We start from the raw sequence: 21542 nt of genomic DNA, 5'->3' as shown, positions 1-21542 counted from the left end.
ATCACGATAAGCCAGAACCATGACCGACCCCGACCGTCGCCCCGACCCCGACGCCCTGCTGGCCAGCCTGCCGCGCCCGCGTGGCCGGCTGAAGCTGTTTTTCGGTGCCGCGCCCGGCGTGGGCAAAACCTACGCCATGCTGGCCGAGGCGCAGGAAAAACGCGCCCAGGGCCTGGACGTGCTGGTGGGCTGGGTGGACACCCACGGCCGCGCCGACACCGAAGCCATGCTGCACGGCCTGGCCGTGCTGCCGCGCCGCCAGCTCGACCACCGCAGCAAGGCGGTGGCGGCGCTGGATATCGACGCCATCCTGGCGCGCCGCCCGGCGCTGGTGGTGGTGGACGAGCTGCCGCACAGCAACGCCGCCGGCAGCCGCCACCCCAAACGCTGGCAGGACGTGGAAGAGCTGCTGGCCAGTGGCATCGACGTGTACAGCGCGATGAACGTGCAGCACCTGTACAGCTTGCGCGACATCGTCAGCCGCGTGACCGGCGTGGAAGTGGCCGAAACGGTGCCCGACCACGTGTTCGACCAGGCCGACGAAGTGCGGCTGGTGGACCTGCCGCCGGACGACCTGCTGCACAGGTTGGCCGCCGGCAAGGTTTACCTGCCCGAGGTGGCCGAGCGCGCGGCGGCCAACTTCTTCCGCAAAGGCAACCTCATCGCGCTGCGCGAGCTGGCGTTGCGGCGCATGGCCGACCGTGTCGATGGCCAGGTCAAGGCGCAGCGCGCCACGCAGCAGGCGGCGCCGGTGTGGGCCACCCGCCACGGCTTGCTGCTGCTGGTGGATGGCCGCTTTGGCGCCGACAGCGTACGCCAGAGCCAGCGCCTGGCGCGGCAGCTGGACGCCGCTTGGCACGCGGTGTGGGTGGACGACGGCCGCAGCAGCGCGGCATCCCGCGCCGCCGCACTGGCCGCCTTGCAGCAGGCGGCCGAGCAGGGTGCCACCACGCTGGTGTTGAGTGGCAGCTCGCCAGCGCGCCTGCTGGCCGACTACGCGCGCCGCCATAATCTGTCGCTGCTGGCGATGCCGGCGCCGCTGGCCGGGCGCCGCCTGCAGCAGGCCTTGCAGCAGCACGCCGCCGACCTCGACCTGCTATTGCTGTCCGGGCCGGCGCCGGCCACCGGCGCGCGGCCCTGGCTACGTTGGCCGCAGTGGCCGCTGAGCCGCCGTGGCTGGCTGGCGGCCAGCCTGCTGTGCGTGGCCATCACCGTGCTGGCCAGCCCGCTGCACGGCGTGCTGGAGCCCACCAACCTGGTGATGTTCTATCTGCTGGGCGTGCTGTGGGTGGCGGTGCGATACGGACGCGGCCCGGCGGCGCTGAGCGCGGTGCTATCGGTGGCGCTGTTCGACTTTTTCTTCGTGCAGCCGCACTTCTCGTTTGCGGTGTCCGACGTGCAGTACCTGATTACTTTTGCGGTGATGCTGATTGTGGGCCTGGTGGCCGGCCAGCTGGTGGCCAGCCAGCGCCACAGCGCCGCGCAGGCACGCCTGCGCGAGGCGCACACCCGCACGCTGTACGAGATGGCGCGCGAGCTGGGCGTGGCCCTGCTGCCGGAACAGGTGGGCGAAATCAGCCAGCGCTTTTTGCACGCCAGCCTGGGCGCCAACATCCGGCTGTGGTTACCGCCGGACGACGAAGACGGCGCGCTGCAGCCGCAGGCTGGCGACGCGCTGGACGAAGACGCCGCCATCGTGCGCTGGTGCTACGACCATGCCGCCCCAGCCGGGGTGGCTACCCACACGCTGCCACACGCGCCGTGCCTGTACCTGCCGCTAAAAGCGCCGATGCGCACCCGCGGCGTGCTGGTGCTGCGCGTGGCCGACCCCGCCACGTTGGCTGAACCCGACAACCGCCGCCTGGCCGAGGCAGTAGCCGCACTGGCGGCGCAAACGCTGGAACGGCTGCATTACATTGCCGTAGCGCAGCAAACGCTGGTGGCGATGGAATCGGAACGCCTGCGCCATTCGCTGTTGGCCGCGCTGTCGCACGACCTGCGCACGCCGCTGACGGCGCTGACCGGTCAGGCCGAAACGCTGCAGCGCCAGCTTGCCCGCGAGGCGTCGCCGCACGCGGCGCAGGCCGCCACGCTGCAAACGCAAAGCCAGCGCATCTCGCGGCTGGTGACCAACCTGCTGGAAATGGCCCGCCTGCAGGCCGGCGGCGTAACGCTGCGCCGCGACTGGCTGCCGCCGCAAGAGCTGTTCGGCAGCGCCATCGCCGCGCTGGGCGGCGCCACCGCCAGCCACCGCCTGCAGGTGGACGCGCCGCTGGACTGCCCGATGCTGTACACCGACCCCATCCTGCTGGAGCGGCTACTGGTCAACCTGCTGGAAAATGCGCTCAAATACAGCCCCGCCGGCAGTACCATCACGCTGACGGCCCGCGCCAGCGCGCAGCACATCCTGCTGAGCGTGGCCGACCAGGGCCGCGGCCTGCCGCCGGGCGACCCCGACGCGCTGTTTACCGCCTTTACCCGCGGCGAGCGCGAGTCTGCCATCAGCGGCGTCGGCCTGGGGCTGGCCATCTGCCGCACCATTGCCGACGTGCACGGCGGCCGCATCAGTGCGGTCAACCTGCCGGCCGGCGGTGCCTGCTTTACCCTTAGCCTGCCGCTGGCACCGCAGCCGGCGCTGGATTTCGACCCGGAGAACCTGCAGTGAACAACGTCGCCAGCATTCTGGTCATCGAGGACGAGGCGGTGATCCGCCGCTTTGTCAAAGCCGCACTGGAAGAAGACGGCCATCGCGTGTACGAAGCCGACAGCGTGGCACGCGGCCTGATCGAGGCCGGCACCCGCAAACCTGATTTGGTGGTACTGGACCTGGGCCTGCCCGACGGCGACGGCGTGGCGCTGCTGCTGGACCTGCGCAGCTGGAGCAGCGTGCCGGTGATCGTGCTGTCGGCCCGTGTGGACGAAGGCGACAAGATCGCCGCGCTGGACGCCGGCGCCGACGACTACCTGACCAAGCCGTTCGGCACCGGCGAGCTGCAAGCCCGCGTGCGCGCCCAGCTGCGCCGCCGCGGCAGCAGCGCCGCCAGCGAAAGCGACAAGGTGACGCTGGGCGACGTGGTGGTGGACCTGGGCCTGCGCAGCGTCAGCCGTGGCGGCGAGCCGCTGCACCTGACGCAGCTGGAATACCGGCTGCTGGTGGCGCTGATCGCGCAGCGCGGCAAGGTGCTGACCCACCGTCAGCTGCTGAAAGAGGTGTGGGGCCCGGCGCACGTGGAGCACAACCACTACCTGCGCATCTACATGGCCCACCTGCGCCAGAAGCTGGAACAAGACCCGGCCCAGCCGCGTTTCCTGCTGACCGAAACCGGCGTCGGCTACCGGCTGGCGGCGGGTTAGCACCTGCGACGAGTACACGGCTGCCGTCGCCTGTTTGCCACAGCCCGCGCCCGAGCGGGCTTTTTGTTTGGGATTTGGCTTTTATCATGCAAGCTAAATCACGGCATGATGGCCTGACGTTTCCTCTGCCACAGGCTACCCCATGCGCAAGCGCTCCTTTGCCGACATCAATTGCCCGATTGCCCAGACGCTGGAGCTGATCGGCGAGTGGTGGACGCTGCTGATTATCCGCAACGCCTTTTGCGGCATGCACCGTTTTGACGACTTCCAGCGCCACCTCGACATCAGCAGCAACATTCTCAGTGCCCGCCTGCAGGGCTTGGTCGCCAGCGGCATCCTGCTACGCCAGCCGGCGCCGGACGACGGCCGCGCGGTGGAATACACCCTTACCGACAAAGGCCGCGCCCTGTACCCGGTGCTGCTGGCGCTGACCCAGTGGGGCGAAGCCTGGGCACCGCACCCGGACGGTGCCCGCCTGCAGCTGTACGAGCGTGCCAGTGGCCAGCCGGTGGCCGGCCTGGCCGCCGTCACCCACGACGGGCGCTGCCTGCCGCTGGCCGACATCGACCTGCAGCCCGGCCCGGCTGCCGACGCCCGTACTCACCAGCTGGCCAGCCTGAGGCGTCTGCAGCCGCTGCCGGGCAGCGAACCGGCAACACACGATAACAAGCCCGCCAGCCAAGGCGGGCCACACAGCAGCACCACGACACGAGGAACCCCCTATGCAGAAGATCTGGCTACAGGCCTACCCACCAGAGGTCGCCGCCGACATTGACCCCGACCGCTATCCGTCACTGACCGCTTTGCTGGAAGACGCTTTCCAGCGCTACGCCGACCGCCCCGCCTATGTCTGCATGGGCGCTACCTTGCGCTATGCCGAGCTGGACGCACTGTCGCGCCAGCTGGCGGTGTGGCTGCAACAGCAGGGTCTGGCCCCCGGTGCGCGCGTGGCGGTGATGCTGCCCAATGTGCTGCAGTACCCGGTGGCGGTGGCCGCGATCCTGCGAGCCGGTATGGTGGTGGTCAACGTCAACCCGCTGTATACCGCCCGCGAGTTGCGGCACCAGTTGGCCGATAGCGGCGCCGAGGTCATCGTGGTGCTGGAAAACTTTGCAGCAACCGTGCAGCAGGTACTGGCGCAGACCCGGGTGCGGCACGTACTGCTGGCCAGCGCCGGCGACATGCTGGGGCCGCTGAAGGGGCCGCTGGTCAATCTGGTGGCGCGCCGTGTGCGCAAGCTGGTGCCGCCTTTCGAGCTGCCGCAGGCGCAACGTTGGCCGCAGGCACTGCGTGCCGGGCAGGGCGGCCGCTTGCAGCCGGTAAAGAAGGCGCCTGGTGATCTTGCCTTCCTGCAATACACCGGCGGCACCACCGGCGTGGCCAAAGGGGCTATGCTGACACACCGCAATATCGTGGCCAACGTGTTGCAGAACGACGCCTGGGCCGGCCCGGCCTTGCGCATCGCGCTGGGCGGCGGCATGGCGGTACAGCAGACGGTGAGCGAGCGCTGGCAGCAGTTGACTGGCTGCCCGATCCTGGAAGGCTACGGCCTGTCGGAAACCTCGCCCACCGCCACCCTGAACCGTACCGATGCGCGCGGCTTCAGCGGCAGCATCGGGCTGCCGGTGCCGTCCACCGAGGTGGCCATTCTCGACGACGACGGCCGGGCATTACCGCCGGGCGAAAGTGGCGAAATTGCCATTCGCGGGCCGCAGGTGATGGCGGGCTACTGGCAGCGGCCGGACGACACCGCGCAGGTGATGACCGCCGACGGCTTCTTCCGCAGCGGCGACATCGGCATGATGGACGCGCAAGGCTATGTGCGCATTGTGGACCGCAAGAAGGACATGATTCTGGTGTCCGGCTTCAACGTGTACCCCAGCGAAGTGGAGGCGGTGGTATCGGCGCACCCCGGCGTGCTGGAGTGCGCCTGCATCGGCGTACCGGACGCGCATGCCGGCCAGGCGGTGAAGCTGTTTGTGGTACCGCGCGACGCCACGCTGGACGCCAGCCAGCTGCAAGCCTATTGCCGCGAACAGCTCACCGCCTACAAGCGGCCGCGCAGCATCGTGTTCTGCGCCAGCCTGCCCAAGAGCAATGTGGGCAAGATTTTGCGCCGGGCACTGCGCGAAGACGGCCAGGGTTAAGCGAGGCATCGCCTGCGGCTGGCCGCAGGTGCGCCGGCTTTACACGAACAGCGCCGCCGTCACCGCGCCGAAGGCCAGCAGGATGGCCAGCATGTAGACGCGGAAGGTGGTGTGGTAATAGTGGCCGGCGCGCTGCAGCGGGTAGCGGTTGTTCAGCAGGCGGAACAGTACCCACAGCATCATGGCGATGGCTGCAATCAACCCTACCGCCACTACCGTGTCGGCGGTAGTGGTGACGGCGATTTCGCCGTCGTCCTGTATTGCCCACTGGCCGAGGAAGTTCAGCATGAAGCCGAGGATGATGCCCAGCGAGGTCACCATCGGTTGGCGGAAGTCTTTCATGTCGTGGTTCATCTCGTGCTCGGGTGGGGGCATGCTGTGCTCCAAAAAAGCCCGGCTGGTGCGCCGGGCGGGTGGCGGAAAGGTTGGCCGCAGGGGCGTTGTCTGGCCCGTGCTGCCGTTGCTGTCGCTGGCAGGCTGGCTGTTGCTGACTTTGGCCTGCGGCCTCAGGCCGGCTGTTGTTGCGTCGTACAGTGGATGCCGCCACCGCCGGCGGCGATGGCATCGATGTCCAGCTGTACGATGTCGCGGCCGGGGAACTGTTCGCGCAGCACGGCTTGGCAGTGGCGATCGGCGCGCGCATCGCCAAACTGCGGCGCGATGACCGCACCGTTGCACACGTAAAAATTGATGTAGCCGGCGGCAAAGTCGTCGTTGCGGTAGCGTGGGCGGGTGGTGGCCGGGGCCGGCAGGGGGATCACTTTCAGCTTGCGGCCACGGGCGTCGGTGGCATTTTTCAGGATCTCCAGGTGGCGGCGGGTGACGGCGTAGTCGTAGGCATTGGGGTCGTTTTCCAGGCCGGCCACCACCACGCCGGGCTGGGTGAAGCGGGCGTAGAAATCGGTGTGGCCGTCGGTGATGTCGCGGCCGGCAATGCCGGGCAGCCAGATCACCTTGTCGATGCCCAGCAGGCGCTTGAGTTCGGCCTCGCAGGCGGCTTTGCCAAGCCCCGGGTTGCGGTTGGGGTTGAGCACGCAGCTTTCGGTGATGATGGCGGTGCCCTGGCCGTCTACCTCGATGCCACCGCCTTCCAGTACCAGCTTGGTCTGCAAGCGGGCTACGCCGCTGTGCTCGCACACAAAAGCGGCGACGTCGGCGTCGGCCGCGTGTTCCTGCTTGTTGCCCCAGCCATTGAAGTTGAAGTCCACGCCGGCAAGCTGGCCGCTGCTGCTTTTTACGAACACCGGCCCGGTGTCGCGCATCCACAGGTCGTCGATGTCCTGCACGATCAGCTGCACCTTGTTGTTGCACAGGCGGCTGGCGGTGTCGTGGTCTGCTTCGCGCACCAGCATGTGCACCGGTTCGTAGGCGGCAATGGCGTTGGCAATGCGGGCCAGTGCTTGTTGCGCGGGGCGTTGCAGGTCTTCCCATATCTCGGGGCCGGGGCCAAAGGCCATCCAGGTGGCGCTGTGGCGTTCGCCTTCGTCCGGCATGCGCCAGCTGCCCGTGGCAGCCTGGCTGGGCCTGGGCAGGCTGCTACCCAGCACGGCCAGGCCGGAGGCGGCGAGAAAGTGTCGGCGTGTGAACATGGTGTTCCTTTCTTTCGGTGGCCAGGGTTGGCCGCAGGCTGTTCTTACCATAGCCAGCGCTGGCGGTTTAACCAATACCGGCAGCATGCTCAGGCTGCCGCTGGCGGGCCTGGCCGGCGGCCTTATGCCGGTTGTTGTTGGGTGACGCAGTGAATCCCGCCGCCGCCGGCGGCGATGGCGTCGATGTCCAGCTGCACCACATCGCGGTGGGGGAAGGCGTCACGTAGTGCGTCGCGGCAGTAGTGGTCGGCGCGGGTGTCGCCAAACTGTGGCGCGATCACCGCGTGATTGCACACATAGAAGTTGACGTAGCCGGCGGCAAAGTCGGCGTTGCGGTAGCGTGGCCGCGTGCTGTGCGCACCGGGGAGGACGATAAGCTGCAGCTTGCGGCCACGGGCATCGGTGGCGGTTTTCAGGATCTCGAGGTGGCGGCGGGTAACGGCGTAGTCGTACGAGGCCGGGTCGGTGTCGCTATGTACCACCACCACGCCGGGGCCGGCAAAGCGGGCGTAGAAGTCGGTGTGGCCGTCGGTAATGTCGCGGCCGGCAATGCCGGGCAGCCAGATGATCTTCTGCAGGCCCAGCAGGCGCTTCAGTTCGGCTTCGCAGGCAGCTTTGCTGACGTCGGGGTTACGGTTGCGGTTCAGCACGCAGCTTTCGGTGATGATGGCGCTGCCTTCGCCGTCCACTTCTATGCCGCCGCCTTCCAGTACCAGTCTGGTATGCAGCAGCGGGGTGCGGGTATGGCTGGCTACCCTGGCCGCCACCCTGGCGTCGTTGGCGTGCGTTTGCTTGTTGCCCCAGCTGTTGAAGTTGAAGTCGATGGCGGCGCGCTGGCCCTGGGCGTCTTCCACGAACAGCGGGCCGCTGTCGCGCAGCCACAGGTCGTCCAGCGGCGCCACCACCAGGTTGGCCGCAGCGCCGCACAGGCGGTAGGCCAGGTCGTAGTCCTGCTCGCGTACCAGCATGTTCACCGTTTCGTAGCCGGCAATGGCCTCGGCAATGCGTGCCTGGCTGTCGCGGGCGCCGGCCAGCAGTTTGCGGCCCCAGATCGCTTCACTGGCGGCAAAGGCCAGCCAGGTGGCGGCGTGCGGCTCGCCTTCGTCCGGCATGCGCCAGCTGCTGGTGGCCGCGTGTGCTGCGGGTGCGGCCAGCAAGGCGCTGCCGCCCAGGGTGCCGGCCAGCAGGCTGGCGGCGCCGTAACCCAGAAAGTGTCGTCGGTTCATCAGGTTTCCTTGGTAAGGCAGGTTTGGCGCAAGTCGGTGGCTTGCGGTGCTCAGTAACGGGGTTCTTGCTGGGTGGTGCAGTGGATGCCCCCACCGCCGGCGGCGATGGCGTCGATGTCCAGCGTGATGACGCTGCGCCCCGGGTAAAGCTCTTGCAGCTTGCTGCGGGCGGCGGCATCGGCGGTGGTGTCGCCAAACTGCGGCATGATCACGGCACCGTTGCAGACGTAAAAATTGATGTAACCGGCAGCAAAGTCCTTGTTGGCCGGCCGGCGGTGGGTGGCGGGGGCGTTCAACACGTGTACGGTCAGCGCTTTGCCGCTGGCGTCGGTGGCGGCCCGCAGGATGGCCAGGTGTTGTTGGGTTACCGTGTGGTCGTAGGAAGCCGGGTCGCCGTCGTAGCCTGCTACCACCACGCCGGGGCTGGTAAAGCGGGCGTAAAAGTCGGTATGGCCGTCGGTAATGTCGCGGCCGGCGATGCCGGGCAGCCAGATGACCTTGCGGATACCCAGCAGGCGTTTGAGCTCGGCCTCGCAGGCGGCTTTGCTGACGCCGGGGTTGCGGTTGCTGTTGAGCACGCAGCTCTCGGTGATGATGGCGGTGCTTTTGCCGTCTACCTCGATACCGCCGCCTTCCAGCACCAAGCTGCTGCTCAGGCGGGTGGCGCCACTCTGGCTGGCCATGAAGCTGGCCACTTTCTTGTCGTTGGCGTGGGCCTGCTTGTTGCCCCAGCCGTTGAAGTTGAAATCGACGGCACCCTTCTCGCCATTGCTGCCGATCACGAACACACTGCCGGTATCGCGCACCCACAGGTCGTCGAATTCGGCTTCGAGCAAGGTAACGCGGGCATCGCACAGCTGCGCGGCGCGCGCTTTGTCGGCGGGGCGTACCAGCATTTTTACCGGCTCGTAGGGCACGATGGCGTTGGCAATGCGCGCCAGTGCCTGCTGGACATCGGGCAGGTCGGTCGCCCAGATGGCACTGCTGCCGGTAAAGGCCATCCAGGTGGCGGCGTGCGGGTCGGCTTCGTCGCGCATGGTCCAGCTGATGCCGTTGCTGGTGTTGCCGCTGGTACCGGTATTGATGGTGTTGCCCGTTGATGTCGGTGTGCCACCGCCACCGCCGCCACCGCTGCCACCGCCGCCCCCGCAGCCGGCCAGCAAGCTGCTGCCCAATGTGGCGAGGGCGATGCTGCCCAGCTGTAGGAACTGTCTTCTGTTATGCATGGTATGTCTCATGGGGAACGCCCCCCGGTTTGTGGCCGGGAGGGGTAGTAAGGATCAGCCTTTTTTGAAGCTCATCCAGGTGCGGCCTTCCAGCCGCGTGGTGTCGCTGCTTTGCACTTTTTGCAGGAACAGCGTTTTCTTGCGCTCGTCGCTGAGGTAAATGGCGGGGTTGCCTACCAGCGTGCGGTCCATCAGTTTCAGTGCACCCAGGTTGGCGTTGGCGTAGCGGGTGGCGTTGCTGATCTTGGCCACCACGTCGGGGCGCAGGATGTAGTTGATGAAGGCGTGGGCGTTGTCGGGGTGGCGCGCGGTTTTGGGGATCAGCATGCCGTCGAACCACATCAGGCTGCCCATGCTGGGGATGTCGTACACGATGCTGCGCTTGCCGCCCTGTTCGCGTACTTTCTCGGTGGCCAGGTTGATGGCGCCGGAGTAGCCGGTAAACACGCACAGCTCGCCGCTGATCAGCTCGCTGGCGTTGGGCGAGCCGACAAACAGGCTGATGTTTTTGCGTACTTTTTTCAGCATGGCCAGCGCGGCGTCAAAGTCGGCTTTCACCGGGTTTACCGGGTCGCGGCCGATGTAGCGCAGCGCCAGCGGCAGCATGGCGCTGGCCGAATCCTGCACGCCGATGCGGCAGCCGCCTGCGGCCAACTTGCTGCTGGTGGCGGGGTCGAACAGCAGGTCCATGCTGTTGGCGGGGGCTTTGCCCAGCAGTTTTTCCACTTTGACCTTGTCGTAACCCACGCCCACGGTGCCCCACATGTAAGGCACTCCGTAGCGGTGGCCGGGGTCGGACTGGGCGATGATGTTCATCAGCCGCGGGTCCAGGTACTTCAGGTTGGGCAGCTTGCTTTTGTCCAGCGGGCGGTACACGCCGGCCTGGATCTGCTTGGCCATGAAGTCGTTGCTGGGCCATACCACGTCGTAGCCGCTGTCGCCGGTGAGCAGCTTGGCTTGCAGCGTTTCGTCGCTGTCGTACACGTCCAGCCGCACCTTGATGCCGGTTTCCTTTTCAAACTGGCTGAGGGTGTCGGGGGCGAAGTAGTCGGCCCAGTTGAACAGGTACAGGATTTTCTCTTCGGCGGCGTGGCTGCCGGCGCAGGCCAGCGCCAGGGCGGTGGCCTGCAGGTGGCGGCGCGGGCTCATGCGCGGGCTCCCTGATAGCAGGAGGTGACGCCGTCGCTGGTGAGCAGCGTGCGGTACATCTCGGGGCGGCGGTCGCGGAAGAAGCCCCAGCTTTGGCGCTCGGCGCGGATGGCGTCCAGGTCGAAGCGGTGCAGCAGGATGGTTTCCTCGCTGCGGCCGGCTTCCTGCACCTTGCAGCCGGTGTGGTCGGCGATGAAGCTGCTGCCGTAGAAGGTGGCGGTCAGCCCCTGCTGGCGCGGGTTGCCGTTGCCGATGCCGGTTTCGCTGCCGATACGGTTGGCCGCCACCAGCGGCAGCATGTTGGCCGCGGCGTGGCCCTGCATGGTGCGCTGCCAGTGGCCGGACGAATCATAATCGGCGCTGAACGGCTCGCTGCCGATGATGGTGGGGAAGCACAGCACTTCGGCGCCCATCAGCGCCAGGCTGCGCGCGGTTTCCGGGTACCACTGGTCCCAGCAGATGCCGATGCCGATCTTGCCGACGCGGGTGTCCCACACCTTGAAGCCGGTGTCACCGGGGGTGAAGTAGAACTTTTCGGTGTAGCCCGGCCCGTCCGGAATATGCGTCTTGCGGTACACGCCCAGCACGCGGCCGTCGCTGTCGGCCACGGCAATGCTGTTGTAGGCGGCGTTGCCGGCACGCTCGAAAAAGCCGATGGGGATGACCACGCCCAGCTCGCCGGCAAGGCGGGCAAAGCGGGCAATGCCGGGGTGGCCTTCGAACGGCTGCGCCAGCTGCAGGTGATCGACGTGCTGGTCGATGCAGAAGTAGGGCTGCATGAACAGTTCCGGGCACAGCACCAGCTGGGCGCCGGCGGCGGCGGCCTGGCGGATCAGCCGCTCGGCGCGGTCCATATTGTGTTCTGCTTGCCAGCTGCCGGAGGCCATCTGGACGGCGGCGACGGTAAGGGTACGGCTCATGGTGTTCTCCTTGCTGCGTTGTGTAGCGCCAGGCTCAGACGGCCGGCTGTTGCTGGGTGGAGCAGTGCAGGCTGCCGCCGCCGATGGAAATGGCGGTCACCGGCAGCAGCACGACTTCACGGTCGGGGAAGGCCTGGGCGAAGACCGCGCGGGCGGCGTCGTCTTCGGCCACGCCGAAGGCGGTGCTGATCACCGCGCCGTTGACCAGGATGTAGTTGGCGTAGCAGTCGCAGTAGCGTTCACTGTCGTAACGCTGGGTCACCTCGGGCGACGGCAGTTCCAGAAAGCTGAACGCGCGGCCGCGGGCGTCGGTGGCCAGTTCCAGCGCGCGGCGGTTTTCGCGCAGGATGTAGTAGTAGTCGCCCTGGTCCGGTGTGGCGCCCTGGCACAGCACGCGGCCCGGTGCCACGAAGGAGGCGATGCCGTCCACATGGCCGTTGGTTTCCACCTCCATCGGGTTGCCCGGCAGCCAGATCACCTTGCGGATGCCCAGCATGCGGCCCAGCTCTTCTTCGATGTCGGCGCGGCGCATGCCCGGGTTGCGGTTGGGGTGCAGCAGGCAGCTTTCGGTGGTGAGCAGCGTGCCTTCGCCGTCTACGTAGAACGAGCCGCCTTCCAGAATCATGTCGCTGTTGAACAGCGTGGCGCCGGCGTGGCGGGCGATGTCCTGCGCCAGCTGCTGGCAGCCGTCGTACGGCTGGTACTTGTTGCCCCAGGCGTTGAAGCGGAACGCCGCGGCGGCCAACTGCCCGCCCTTGCCTTGCAAGAAGATGGGGCCGCAGTCGCGTACCCAGTTGTCTTCGGCCGCTACCGGCAGCACCGTCACCGTCGGGCCGCACAGTTCGCGCGCCTGCGCCGCCAGGCTGTGGTGCGCGGTCACCACGCAGCGCTGGTAGCGGGCAATGGTGCGCGCGGTCAGCGCAAACTCGGCTACCACCTGGGCATAGTGCTCGCCCCATAGTTCTTCGCGGTCGGCCAGCATCGGCCAGCCCAGCCAGGTGGTGTGCTGGGTTTCCCATTCGGCGGGCATGCGGTAGCCCTGTACGCGTGCATCAAAACGTCCCATCTGCTTTGCCTCCTGTTGTGATGGGCGTATTGTGGCGCTAGCATGACTTTAGAAAAATTGATGTTTTTTGCCGGTATTGAACAGGTTTTCTCATATGAATACGCCACGCATTCCCTCGCTGCGCCTGCTGGCCGGCTTTGAGGCCGCTGCCCGGCTGGGCAGCTTTTCCCGCGCTGCCGACGAGCTGTGCCTGTCGCAGTCGGCCATCAGCCATCAGGTGCAGCAACTGGAGGCGCAGCTGGGGCAGCCGCTGTTCAGCCGCGTCGGGCGCGGAGTGGAGCTGACGGTGGCGGGCGAGGTACTGTTGCGCAGCGTGCAGCTGTCGTTGGACGCGCTGAAGAGCGGGCTGGCGCGCATCGGCACCTACCTCGACCCCGGCCTGGTGGTGCTGGTGTGCCCGGCGCCGCTGCAGCAGGGCTGGCTGTTGCCCAGGTTGGCCGCACTGCAGCAGGCGCTGCCGGGTGTGTGTCCGTTGCTGTCTACCGATGAGACGGCGCGCTATGTGGACGAGCTGGATGTGGATATCAATATTGTGGCGCGGCCGCTGCAGCAGCCAGGCCTGCTGGAGCAGCCGTGGTTGCAGGACGAGCAGCTGCTGGTGGCCAGCCCGGCGCTGGCGCAGCGGCTGGCCGGTTTGCCGCCGGCCGAGCACGCCGCCCACGCCAGCTTGCTGTGCCTGGAGCGGGCACTGACGGCCGGCAGCGGCCACGAGGCCCTGCCGGCGCTGCTGGCCGGCTGGCGCCGCAGCCTGATCCTGGACGACCCCCGCCTGCTGCAGGACGCCGCCGAGCGCGGCCTGGGCGTGGCCTGGCTATCGCGCTGGCAGGTGGCCGACGCGCTGGCCGGCGGCCGTTTGCAGGCGGTGGCCGGTTACCCGGTGCAGGCCGGGCAGCCATGGTGGATAGCCCGTGCCGCCGGCGACACCCGCTCGCCGCTGGTGAGGCAGCTGTATCAGTGGCTGCTGGACGAAGCGGCCGCCACGGGCTGAGTCCCGCTCAGGCCCGCTTGCAGCACGCTGCGCGCCACGCCCAGCTGCCAGTCGAAGTAGGGGTTGAAGGTGAGGCGGGCGTGCACCTTGCCCGGTTCGCGGTAGCCCCAGTCGCTGTACCACACGGTGGCGCCGCGCTGGCAGGCGGCTACCTCGGCGTCCTCCTGGCCGTTACGGCACATGCGCAGGCTACCCTTTTGGCCATACAAGGGGTTAGCCGGCGAGAACAGTACGCTCATGTGCGAAAACTGGCTGATGCGTTGCTGCGGCAGGTAGTCGCTTTGCCATAACTGGCGCGGGTCCTGCCCGTTGCCGGCTTGCCGGCCGTACCACACCAGGCGGCTGGCCGGATGGGTAAAGCGCTGCTGGAACAGGCGGCGTGCCTCGCCGACGTCTACTACCGAGTCACGCTCTGCCAGCACCATGAACGCCGGTTTGTCGTAGGGTCTGGCCGCCAGCGCCGACAGTACGGCGCTGCTGCTGCGGTAAAACAGGCCAAAGCCATTGGTGGGCACGTTCAGGTAGCGTACCGCCGTTTGCTGTACGCCCTCGTCCGGCTGCCGCAGCCACGGTTTCAGCGGTGCCACCCACGGTGCCAGCCAGTCGATGCTGCTATCTGACTTGAACGCCGGTGAAAATAGCAGCACGCCGGCCACGCGTGGTTCGGCCATCGCCTGCAGCATCACCAGGTTGGCGCCGGTGGAGAAGCCGCCCAGATACACCGGCAGGCCCTCGCGCTGCAGCAGCGCGGTCTGTTGCGCTACCAGCGTTTGCCAGTCTTCGTATTGCGCTGCCATCAGGTCGGCCGGTTTGCTGCCGTGGCCGGGCAACAACACGCTGCGTACCAGGTAACCGGACTCGGCCAGTGCCGGCCCCAGATCATTGAACGAGTAAGGCGAATCGCCCAGCCCGTGCACCAGTAGCACTGCACCGCGCGCCGGGCCTTTGGCTTGCCATTGCTGCGGGCTGTTGTAGGCCAGCTCGTCCTGCGGTGTGGCGGTCACAAACCGGCGATGCTGCTGTAGCCAGTGCCGGGTTTGCTGCTGGTAGCTGGCAAAGTCGGCCTGGCCCAGCGGCGGCAGGGCGTCTGGGGCGCGGGTCTGGCTGCAGGCGCTGACGGCCAGCGCCAGCAACAGGGGCAGGGCGATTCTCATGGTGATGTTCGGGCCGGGTAAAGCGGCATGGAGTGGCAACGGCGGCCAGAAGTTTCTGTCAGGGCCCGTCGCGCGTCAATTTCATGTTGCGTTGCAGCAAATCGTCTTCTAGGCTGAAAGCGAGGATCTCTCCTCGTGTTGTCTCCATCATTCGGCCGCCTTGCGCCACACCCGCTACCCCATGGCGGGTTTTCTTTTGTGGTCAGCCTGGTAATACCACCTGCTGTCTATGATTCAACGCTACGCGACGCCATCGCAGCCGAGACTGACCGCGTACAGCCCTGAGGCTTGGGCGCTTACTGCCACAGGCTACCCGGCACGTAGGTGACGCCGGCCACCAGCGGGCGCGCGGTGCGCACCACGCCGGCTTTGCTGATGTGCGGCCAACCTTCGGCGTCGGTGCCGGCTTGCGTTACTTGGGTATGCAGTTGGCCGCTAGGGTGTTCGATGGTGACGTGCTGCGGTGCAGCCGGGTCCAGCCGGGCCAGGCGGTGTGCCAGCGTGCCGGGGATGTGGCAGGCGGCGGCCACGCAGAGGGCGCCGGTGACCGCATGCGCAGCGTGGCAGTTCCATGGCACGAAGTAGCGCGAGCAGATCTGGCCGCCCGCCGTCGGCGGCGACAGCAGTACCACCTTCGGCAGTACTTTATCGCTGACATCGCCCAGCCCCATGCGCAGTGCGGCAGCGCGGCGCAGCGTTTCGATACGGGCCAGCAGCGCGCTGTCGGCGTCCAGCTCGGCCTTGCTTTCGTCGCCGCGTTTGCCTAGCGCGCTGGCGGCAATGAACACGATGGGGGTGGAAAAATCCACGCAAGACACTTCCACACCGTCGATGACGTCGATAGCCTGACCGGTGGGCATCAGCTTGCCGGTCTTGGCGCCGGCGGCGTCCATGAAGTTCAGCAGGATGGGCGCGCCGCTACCGGGCACGCCATCAATGTGCACCTCGCCCTCGTAGTTCACTTTGCCACCCGGCGTCTGCACGATGGCCTCCACCACCTTGCCGGTGTTCTGGTTGTAGATGCGCACCGCGGTGTGCGGTTTGTCGGCCGCCACCAGGCCGTGCTCCAGCGCAAACGGTGCTACGCCGGCCAGCATGTTGCCGCAGTTGGGCGAGGTGTCCACGGTGGCGCTGTCTACCGACACCTGCGCAAACAGGTATTCCACGTCGATGCCTGGCCGGCTGGACGCCGACACCATCACCACCTTGCTGGACAGCGAATCGCCACCGCCCAGGCCGTCGATCTGGCGGCGGTCGGGCGAACCCATTACCGCCAGCAGCACCTGGTTGCGGCGCGCTTCATCCTGCGGCAAGTCGCTTTGCAGGAAGAACGGGCCTTTGGACGTGCCGCCGCGCATCACGACGCAGGGGATGGGGATCAACATGGCTGTTACCTCGGTAGACGGTTCATTTACCGGGCATTCTCGGCACTGCCACGCCGCAAGAGAAATGAATTTATTTCTGGTATTGATGCGCTTTATTCAATTATTGCGCTTGGTCCGCATAGGCTTTCACCATCTCGTACAGTGCCTGCGCAGCCGGTGACAGCTCGGCGGTCTTGCGGGTAATCAGCACCAGCCCGCGCGATACCACCGGGTTTTGCAGCCGCATCACGCGGATGTGCGGGTAGGCGTCGCGTTGCAGGGCCAGCCCCGGCAATACCGCGGCGCCGACGCCCTCTGCCACCAGCCCCAGCGCGGTGGACACGCGTTGTACTTCGTATAGCGACTGCAGCGTCACCTGGTTTTCTTCCAGCGCACGGTCCAGCAAGGGGCGGTTGCCGCTGAACTGGCCGATGGAAATCAGCGGGTAGGGTTCCAGGTGGCGCCACTGCAGTTCGGGCAAGGCGGCCAACGGGTGGTCGTCGCGGCAGACCAGCACGAATTCGTCCTCGATCAGCGGTACACCCAGCAGCTCGGCGTGGTGGCTGCCGGCAATGGTGATGCCGAACTCGGCTTCGCGCTGCAGCACGGCGCTGGAAACACCGGCCGAGGTGTGGTCCAGGATCTTGATGTGGTTGTCGGGGTACTGCGCCGAGTAGGCCTGGATGATGCGCGGCAGAAAGCGCACGCCCACGGTGGGTACGCAGGCGATGGTGACACTGCCGCGCTTGAGGCGGCCGGTGTCGCGAATTTCGCTCAGCGAGCCGGCCAGCTCGCCCAGCAAACGCTTGGCGTGTGGCAGGAACTCTTCACCAACCCGGGTCAGCGCCACCGAACGCGTGGTGCGCTCGATCAGCTTTACCCCCAGGTAGTCTTCCAGGTTTTGCAGACGGCGGGTAATGCCGGCCTGCGACAGGAACAGGCTTTCGGCTGCGGTCTGGAAGCTGCCGCTTTCGGCGATGGCGATGAAGGCCTGTACGCCTATGGTGTCGATTTTCATGCGTTTGGCTCAATAATCTGGCAGATAAATTTACTTTACTACCGTGTGCGGCCTTTGCACACTGGCTGTTGTCTGCTCCGGCAGTACAGCAGCAAGTACTCCCTTGTGTTGGCCACCGAACGCGGTGGCCATTTTTTTTGACGTGGTATTGATCAGTTTTTATCAATAATCATAAAAAACAATGCATTTAACAAAACAAAAACACGCCACCACAATGCAGCACAAGCAGCTGGCAACCGCTTACGCTGCAAGGCAAACACAAAACGGAGAGACACCACCATGAAAAAACTGACTACCCCCCTCGTCATGGCGACCTTGCTGCTGGGTTCGCAAGCGGTGCTGGCGGCAGAGCCCATCGTGATCAAGTTCAGCCACGTGGTGGCTGTCGATACCCCCAAAGGGCAGGCCGCCGAGTATTTCAAGAAACTGGTGGAAGAACGTACCAAGGGCCAGGTGAAGATCCAGATTTACCCCAACAGCCAGCTGTACAAAGACAAGGAAGAGCTGGAGGCGCTGCAGATGGGGTCGGTGCAGATGCTGGCGCCCACTACCAGCAAATTCGGCCCGATGGGTTTCAAGGAATTCGAGGTTTTCGACATGCCCTACGTGTTCATGAACGAAGACCAGGTACACAAGGTGACCCGTGGCCCAGTAGGGGCTAGCCTGATGCAGAAGCTGGAAAGCCGCGGCATCAAAGGGCTGGCGTTCTGGGATAACGGCTTCCGCGTCTTCAGCGCCAACAAGCCGCTGAAGGTGCCGATATCAAAGGCCAGAAGATCCGCATCAATTCGTCCAAGGTGAACCAGGCCATCATTCAGTCGGTAGGGGCCTTGCCGCAGACCATGGCCTTGTCCGAGGTATACCAGGCGATGCAGACCGGCGTGGTGGATGGCGCCGACGGCAATGTGTCCAACCTGTACACGCAGAAGCAGTACGAGGTACAGAAGTACGTGGTGGATACCCGCCACTCTTACAGCGGTTACGCCGTGGTGGTGAACAAGCCGTTCTGGGACAAGCTGCCGCCGGACATCCGCACTACGCTGGAAGGCGCGATGCGTGATGCCACCGTCTACAACGACCAGATGGCCGAAAAGGACACCAATCTGGCGTACGAGCGCATCAAGGCCAGCGGCAAGACCCAGGTGTACGTGCCCAGCGCGGCAGAAAAAGCCGAATGGGTGAAAGCCATGCAGCCGGCGTTCAACGATATTGCGCCGCGCATCGGTATGGCCACCATCAATGCGGTGCGTAGCGCCATCGCCAAGTAAGTCCTTTGCGGCGGGTGGCCGTGCTGCCCGCTGTCTCCTGCTCCCTGCGAGGTCGTCGTGAAATTCCTGGATCATCTGGAAGAATGGCTGATTGCCATTCTGATGGGCGCCGCCACGCTCATCACTTTTGTGGCAGTGCTGCACCGTTACGGTAGCGGCACTGCCTGGCTCAACCCTCTGCTGTCCGGCATCCATCTGAGCTGGGCGCAAGAGCTCACCATCTACCTGTTTGTGTGGATGGCCAAATTCGGCGCGGCCTACGGCGTGCGTACCGGCATCCACGTTGGAGTGGACGTGCTGATCAACAAGCTGTCCGACCGTAACCGGGGCCGCTTCATTGTCATCGGCCTGCTGTCCGGTGCGCTGTTTACCGGCATTGTCGGCACGCTGGGTGCCGGTTTTGTGTGGGAGATCGCCCATACCGACCAGACATCGGTAGACCTTGAAATCCCGATGTGGTTGGTGTACCTGGCCGTGCCGCTGGGCTCCTACCTGATGTGCTTCCGCTTCCTGCAAGTGACCGTCGGCTTCCTCAAGACCGGTGCCTTGCCCAAGCACGACCATACCCACGTGGAAGGCATGGATGACGTGGCCGAAAACAGTAACTGGTACGCGATGGACGACAACCTGCATCCGCAAGACGTGAAGCGCGGAGGAACACACTGATGAGCACCCTGATTATCTTTGGCTTGCTGATTACGCTGATGCTCACCGGCATGCCGATTTCCATTTCGCTGGGCCTCACCGTCCTGACCTTCCTGTTTACCATGACAGATGTACCTATCGAGTCGGTGGCGCTGAAGCTGTTTACCGGTATCGAGAAGTTCGAAATCATGGCCATCCCGTTTTTCATTCTGGCGGGTAACTTCCTCACCCACGGTGGGGTGGCGCGGCGGATGATCAATTTTGCCACCAGCATGGTGGGCCACTGGCACGGCGGCCTGGGCCTGGCCGGCGTACTGGCTTGCGCGCTGTTTGCTGCCGTCTCCGGCTCCAGCCCGGCTTGCGTGGTGGCCATCGGTTCCATCCTGCTGCCGGCCATGGTGAAGCAGGGCTTTCCGCCGCGCTTCGGCGCAGGCGTGATCACCACCTCGGGCGCGCTGGGCATCCTGATTCCACCGTCCATCGCCATGGTGATGTACTCGGTGGCCACCAATACCTCGGTGGGGCAGCTGTTCATGGCCGGTGTGATTCCGGGCCTGATGCTGGCTACCTTGCTGGGCCTGACCACCTGGTATCGTGCCCGCAAGTTCGGTTACCCGCGCCTGCCCAAGGCCAGCTTTGCCCTGCGCATGCAGGCGCTGCGCGAAAGCTTCTGGGGTTTGTCGCTTATCGTGCTGGTGATTGGCGGTATTTACAGCGGTATCTTTACCCCCACCGAGGCGGCTGCCATGTCGGCGGTGTACGCCTTCATCGTGGCGGTGTTCATCTACAAAGACATGACGCTGAAGCAGGTGCCGAAGGTGCTGCTGGACTCGGCCAGCATGTCGTCGATGCTGCTGTACATCATTACCAACGCGGTGTTGTTCTCGTTCCTGATGACCAGCGAAGGCGTGCCGCAGGCCATGGCCAGCTGGCTGATCGACGCCGGCCTGGGCCCGATAGCCTTCCTGCTGGTGGTAAACGTCATTCTGCTGCTGGCCGGCAACGTGATGGAGCCGTCGTCCATCGTGCTGATCTTTGCCCCCATCCTGTTTCCGGTGGCCATCGCGTTGGGCATCGACCCGGTGCACTTCGGCATCCTGATTGTGGTGAACATGGAAGTAGGCATGTGTCACCCGCCGGTGGGCCTGAACCTGTACGTGGCGTCCGGCATTACCAAGATGGGCATTACCGAGCTCACCATCGCGGTATGGCCGTGGCTGCTTACCATGCTCGTGTTCCTGGTGCTGGTCACCTACGTACCGGCCATCTCGCTGTGGCTACCCAGAACGCTGGGTATGATGTAGCAACGCATCCTCCGCTCGGGCCGTGCCCTTGCCTTTACCCGCGCCTGGCGCGGGTTTTTTCATGGATAGGCGCCGCCGCAGGTGGTGGTCAGAGTGCCGGCACAGGGTGGGCGCGAATCCAGCCTGCCATCGCGGCGACTGCCTCGGCTTCGATGCCGTTGTAGCCGTGCCAGTGCCAGGCACCGCACGCCTTTCCGTGTGGCGGGCCGCCGCCGTCCAGCCACTGCAGTTGCTTGTCGCTGGCCTGGCTGAATTGGGCCAGCAGCGCCGGCACGTCGGCGGGGTGGCACACCGGGCAAGCATCGCGGCGGTGATGAATCAGCAATACCGGCAGCCGGATGGCGGCCAGGTCTTGCGTGGGGACGGCGCCCGGTTTGGTGCGGCCAACCACACTGGACGACAGGATCAGCCCGGCCACCTGCGTTTGCAGCGCGATGGCAGCGGCGGTGGCCGACAGCGTGCCGCGGCTGGTGCCTACCAGCCACGGCGTCTGGCCCGCACGGCGGCGTACTTCGGCCAGCACCGCGCTGATATCGGCCAGGTGCGGCGCGTCGATGCGTGCTTCGTAGCCCAGACCGCTGCCGTCGTCGGGGCGGCCGAAGATGGCCACGTTCAGACCTTGCGCCACCAGTAGCGGCGCGGCACGTACCAGGAAGTTGTCGCCATCCGGCACGCCATCGGCCACCCGGCCAAAGCCGCCGTTGCCGCCGGGAAACAGCAATACGGTGGCGCGGGCGGCGGGGGCCGGCCACCACAGCAGGCTGTGCTGCACGCCGGGGCGGGTGGCGATGTGCAGCACGTCGCCGGCGGCCAGTGCCGTCAGGCTGGACAGCCACAGCAGGCAGCCAAGCAGCCACAGGCGGGCAGGGGGTGTCGGCACGGCAGATCTCCTTCAGCAAGCAGTCAGGCGCAAGGGTTGGCCGCAAAGGCCTGCCGCAGCAGCGGCGTATTACTGGTGCAGGTTTCGATAACGCCCTGCCAAGACTGCACCGACAACCGTGTGCTGGCAATGGTGAAGGAGGCCAGCATGGGCATGCTGCTGAGTTACCCGATCTTGCAGCTGCGTTCTATGTGGCTGCTGGCGCTTGACGGGCATGGCATCGCAGTACCGGTCGGGTAGAACA

Annotated in this window: 19 protein-coding genes and 1 pseudogene; 8 read left to right on the top strand and 12 right to left on the bottom strand. The window is 65.8% G+C overall.

Features of this window, described 5'->3' with window-relative positions:
* Positions 1–19: 19 nt before the first annotated feature.
* The 4 genes from FLQ03_RS09510 to FLQ03_RS09495 all read left to right on the top strand — a co-directional run bounded on the left by FLQ03_RS09510 (position 20) and on the right by FLQ03_RS09495 (position 5501).
* Positions 20–2665 carry a DUF4118 domain-containing protein gene (locus FLQ03_RS09510; RefSeq protein ID WP_144371188.1) on the top strand — a complete coding sequence of 882 codons (2646 nt, stop codon included), beginning with the start codon at positions 20–22 and terminating at the stop codon, positions 2663–2665.
* On the top strand, positions 2662–3354 hold the full coding sequence (gene kdpE / locus FLQ03_RS09505) for a two-component system response regulator KdpE (RefSeq protein ID WP_144371187.1): 693 nt from the start codon (positions 2662–2664) through the stop codon (positions 3352–3354). The genes FLQ03_RS09510 and kdpE overlap by 4 nt, the downstream gene beginning before the upstream one ends.
* Positions 3355–3496: 142 nt before the next feature.
* On the top strand, positions 3497–4129 hold the full coding sequence (locus FLQ03_RS09500) for a winged helix-turn-helix transcriptional regulator (RefSeq protein ID WP_144371186.1): 633 nt from the start codon (positions 3497–3499) through the stop codon (positions 4127–4129).
* The gene (locus FLQ03_RS09495) at positions 4077–5501 is read left to right on the top strand and encodes an AMP-binding protein (RefSeq protein ID WP_144371185.1); all 1425 of its coding nucleotides are present in this window, start codon (positions 4077–4079) and stop codon (positions 5499–5501) included. Before FLQ03_RS09500 ends, FLQ03_RS09495 begins: the two co-directional genes overlap by 53 nt.
* 39 nt (positions 5502–5540) lie before the next feature.
* Here the strand turns inward: FLQ03_RS09495 and FLQ03_RS09490 are convergent, their stop codons facing one another.
* The 7 genes from FLQ03_RS09490 to FLQ03_RS09460 all read right to left on the bottom strand — a co-directional run bounded on the left by FLQ03_RS09490 (position 5541) and on the right by FLQ03_RS09460 (position 12677).
* The gene (locus FLQ03_RS09490; RefSeq protein ID WP_144371184.1) at positions 5541–5876 is read right to left on the bottom strand and encodes a hypothetical protein; all 336 of its coding nucleotides are present in this window, start codon (positions 5874–5876) and stop codon (positions 5541–5543) included.
* Between the two features lie 131 nt (positions 5877–6007).
* Complete coding sequence (locus FLQ03_RS09485; protein WP_144371183.1) at positions 6008–7090, bottom strand: agmatine deiminase family protein; 1083 nt, start codon at positions 7088–7090, stop codon at positions 6008–6010.
* A 122-nt stretch (positions 7091–7212) separates the two neighbouring features.
* Complete coding sequence (locus tag FLQ03_RS09480) at positions 7213–8316, bottom strand: agmatine deiminase family protein (RefSeq protein WP_144371182.1); 1104 nt, start codon at positions 8314–8316, stop codon at positions 7213–7215.
* Positions 8317–8366: 50 nt separating this feature from the next.
* Entirely contained in the window at positions 8367–9542 is a 1176-nt protein-coding gene (locus FLQ03_RS09475; protein WP_170252363.1) for an agmatine deiminase family protein, read from the bottom strand.
* A 54-nt stretch (positions 9543–9596) separates the two neighbouring features.
* Positions 9597–10691, bottom strand: coding sequence for a polyamine ABC transporter substrate-binding protein (locus FLQ03_RS09470; protein WP_144371181.1), 1095 nt, complete (start codon positions 10689–10691; stop codon positions 9597–9599).
* Positions 10688–11611, bottom strand: a complete 924-nt coding sequence (gene aguB / locus FLQ03_RS09465; RefSeq protein WP_144371180.1) for an N-carbamoylputrescine amidase — start codon at positions 11609–11611, stop codon at positions 10688–10690. The genes FLQ03_RS09470 and aguB overlap by 4 nt, the downstream gene beginning before the upstream one ends.
* Positions 11612–11645: 34 nt before the next feature.
* On the bottom strand, positions 11646–12677 hold the full coding sequence (locus FLQ03_RS09460) for an agmatine deiminase family protein (RefSeq protein ID WP_144371179.1): 1032 nt from the start codon (positions 12675–12677) through the stop codon (positions 11646–11648).
* A 94-nt stretch (positions 12678–12771) separates the two neighbouring features.
* On the opposite strand from FLQ03_RS09460, the gene FLQ03_RS09455 reads away from it, so the two are divergent.
* A complete protein-coding gene (locus FLQ03_RS09455) occupies positions 12772–13665 on the top strand; it encodes a LysR family transcriptional regulator (protein WP_144371178.1) in 894 nt (297 codons plus the stop codon).
* Here the strand turns inward: FLQ03_RS09455 and FLQ03_RS09450 are convergent.
* The 3 genes from FLQ03_RS09450 to FLQ03_RS09440 all read right to left on the bottom strand — a co-directional run bounded on the left by FLQ03_RS09450 (position 13629) and on the right by FLQ03_RS09440 (position 17201).
* Positions 13629–14819, bottom strand: coding sequence for an alpha/beta hydrolase (locus tag FLQ03_RS09450; protein ID WP_206210919.1), 1191 nt, complete (start codon positions 14817–14819; stop codon positions 13629–13631). The two genes, FLQ03_RS09455 and FLQ03_RS09450, sit on opposite strands and share 37 nt — an antisense overlap.
* Positions 14820–15115: 296 nt before the next feature.
* Positions 15116–16204 carry a 4-oxalomesaconate tautomerase gene (locus FLQ03_RS09445; protein ID WP_144371177.1) on the bottom strand — a complete coding sequence of 363 codons (1089 nt, stop codon included), beginning with the start codon at positions 16202–16204 and terminating at the stop codon, positions 15116–15118.
* Positions 16205–16304: 100 nt separating this feature from the next.
* Entirely contained in the window at positions 16305–17201 is an 897-nt protein-coding gene (locus FLQ03_RS09440) for a LysR family transcriptional regulator (protein WP_144371176.1), read from the bottom strand.
* A gap of 279 nt (positions 17202–17480) precedes the next feature.
* Between FLQ03_RS09440 and FLQ03_RS09435 the strand changes: the two are divergent.
* The 3 genes and pseudogenes from FLQ03_RS09435 to FLQ03_RS09425 all read left to right on the top strand — a co-directional run bounded on the left by FLQ03_RS09435 (position 17481) and on the right by FLQ03_RS09425 (position 20418).
* Positions 17481–18469: pseudogene (locus tag FLQ03_RS09435) on the top strand (DctP family TRAP transporter solute-binding subunit).
* A gap of 57 nt (positions 18470–18526) precedes the next feature.
* Positions 18527–19135, top strand: a complete 609-nt coding sequence (locus FLQ03_RS09430; RefSeq protein WP_240802247.1) for a TRAP transporter small permease — start codon at positions 18527–18529, stop codon at positions 19133–19135.
* Entirely contained in the window at positions 19135–20418 is a 1284-nt protein-coding gene (locus tag FLQ03_RS09425; RefSeq protein WP_144371175.1) for a TRAP transporter large permease, read from the top strand. The genes FLQ03_RS09430 and FLQ03_RS09425 overlap by 1 nt, the downstream gene beginning before the upstream one ends.
* An 88-nt stretch (positions 20419–20506) precedes the next feature.
* On the opposite strand, the gene FLQ03_RS09420 is transcribed toward FLQ03_RS09425, so the two are convergent.
* Positions 20507–21298 (bottom strand): alpha/beta hydrolase, encoded by a 792-nt coding sequence (locus FLQ03_RS09420; RefSeq protein ID WP_144371174.1) that lies wholly within the window; start codon positions 21296–21298, stop codon positions 20507–20509.
* 23 nt (positions 21299–21321) lie between these two features.
* The gene (locus FLQ03_RS19570) at positions 21322–21447 is read right to left on the bottom strand and encodes a hypothetical protein (RefSeq protein WP_276607766.1); all 126 of its coding nucleotides are present in this window, start codon (positions 21445–21447) and stop codon (positions 21322–21324) included.
* Positions 21448–21542: the final 95 nt, after the last annotated feature.

This window comes from Vogesella urethralis (assembly GCF_007644045.2).
Classification (GTDB): Bacteria; Pseudomonadota; Gammaproteobacteria; order Burkholderiales; family Chromobacteriaceae; genus Vogesella; species Vogesella urethralis.
Note: the sequence above shows the minus strand (reverse complement) of the source record. Positions and strands in the feature narration are given on the sequence as shown.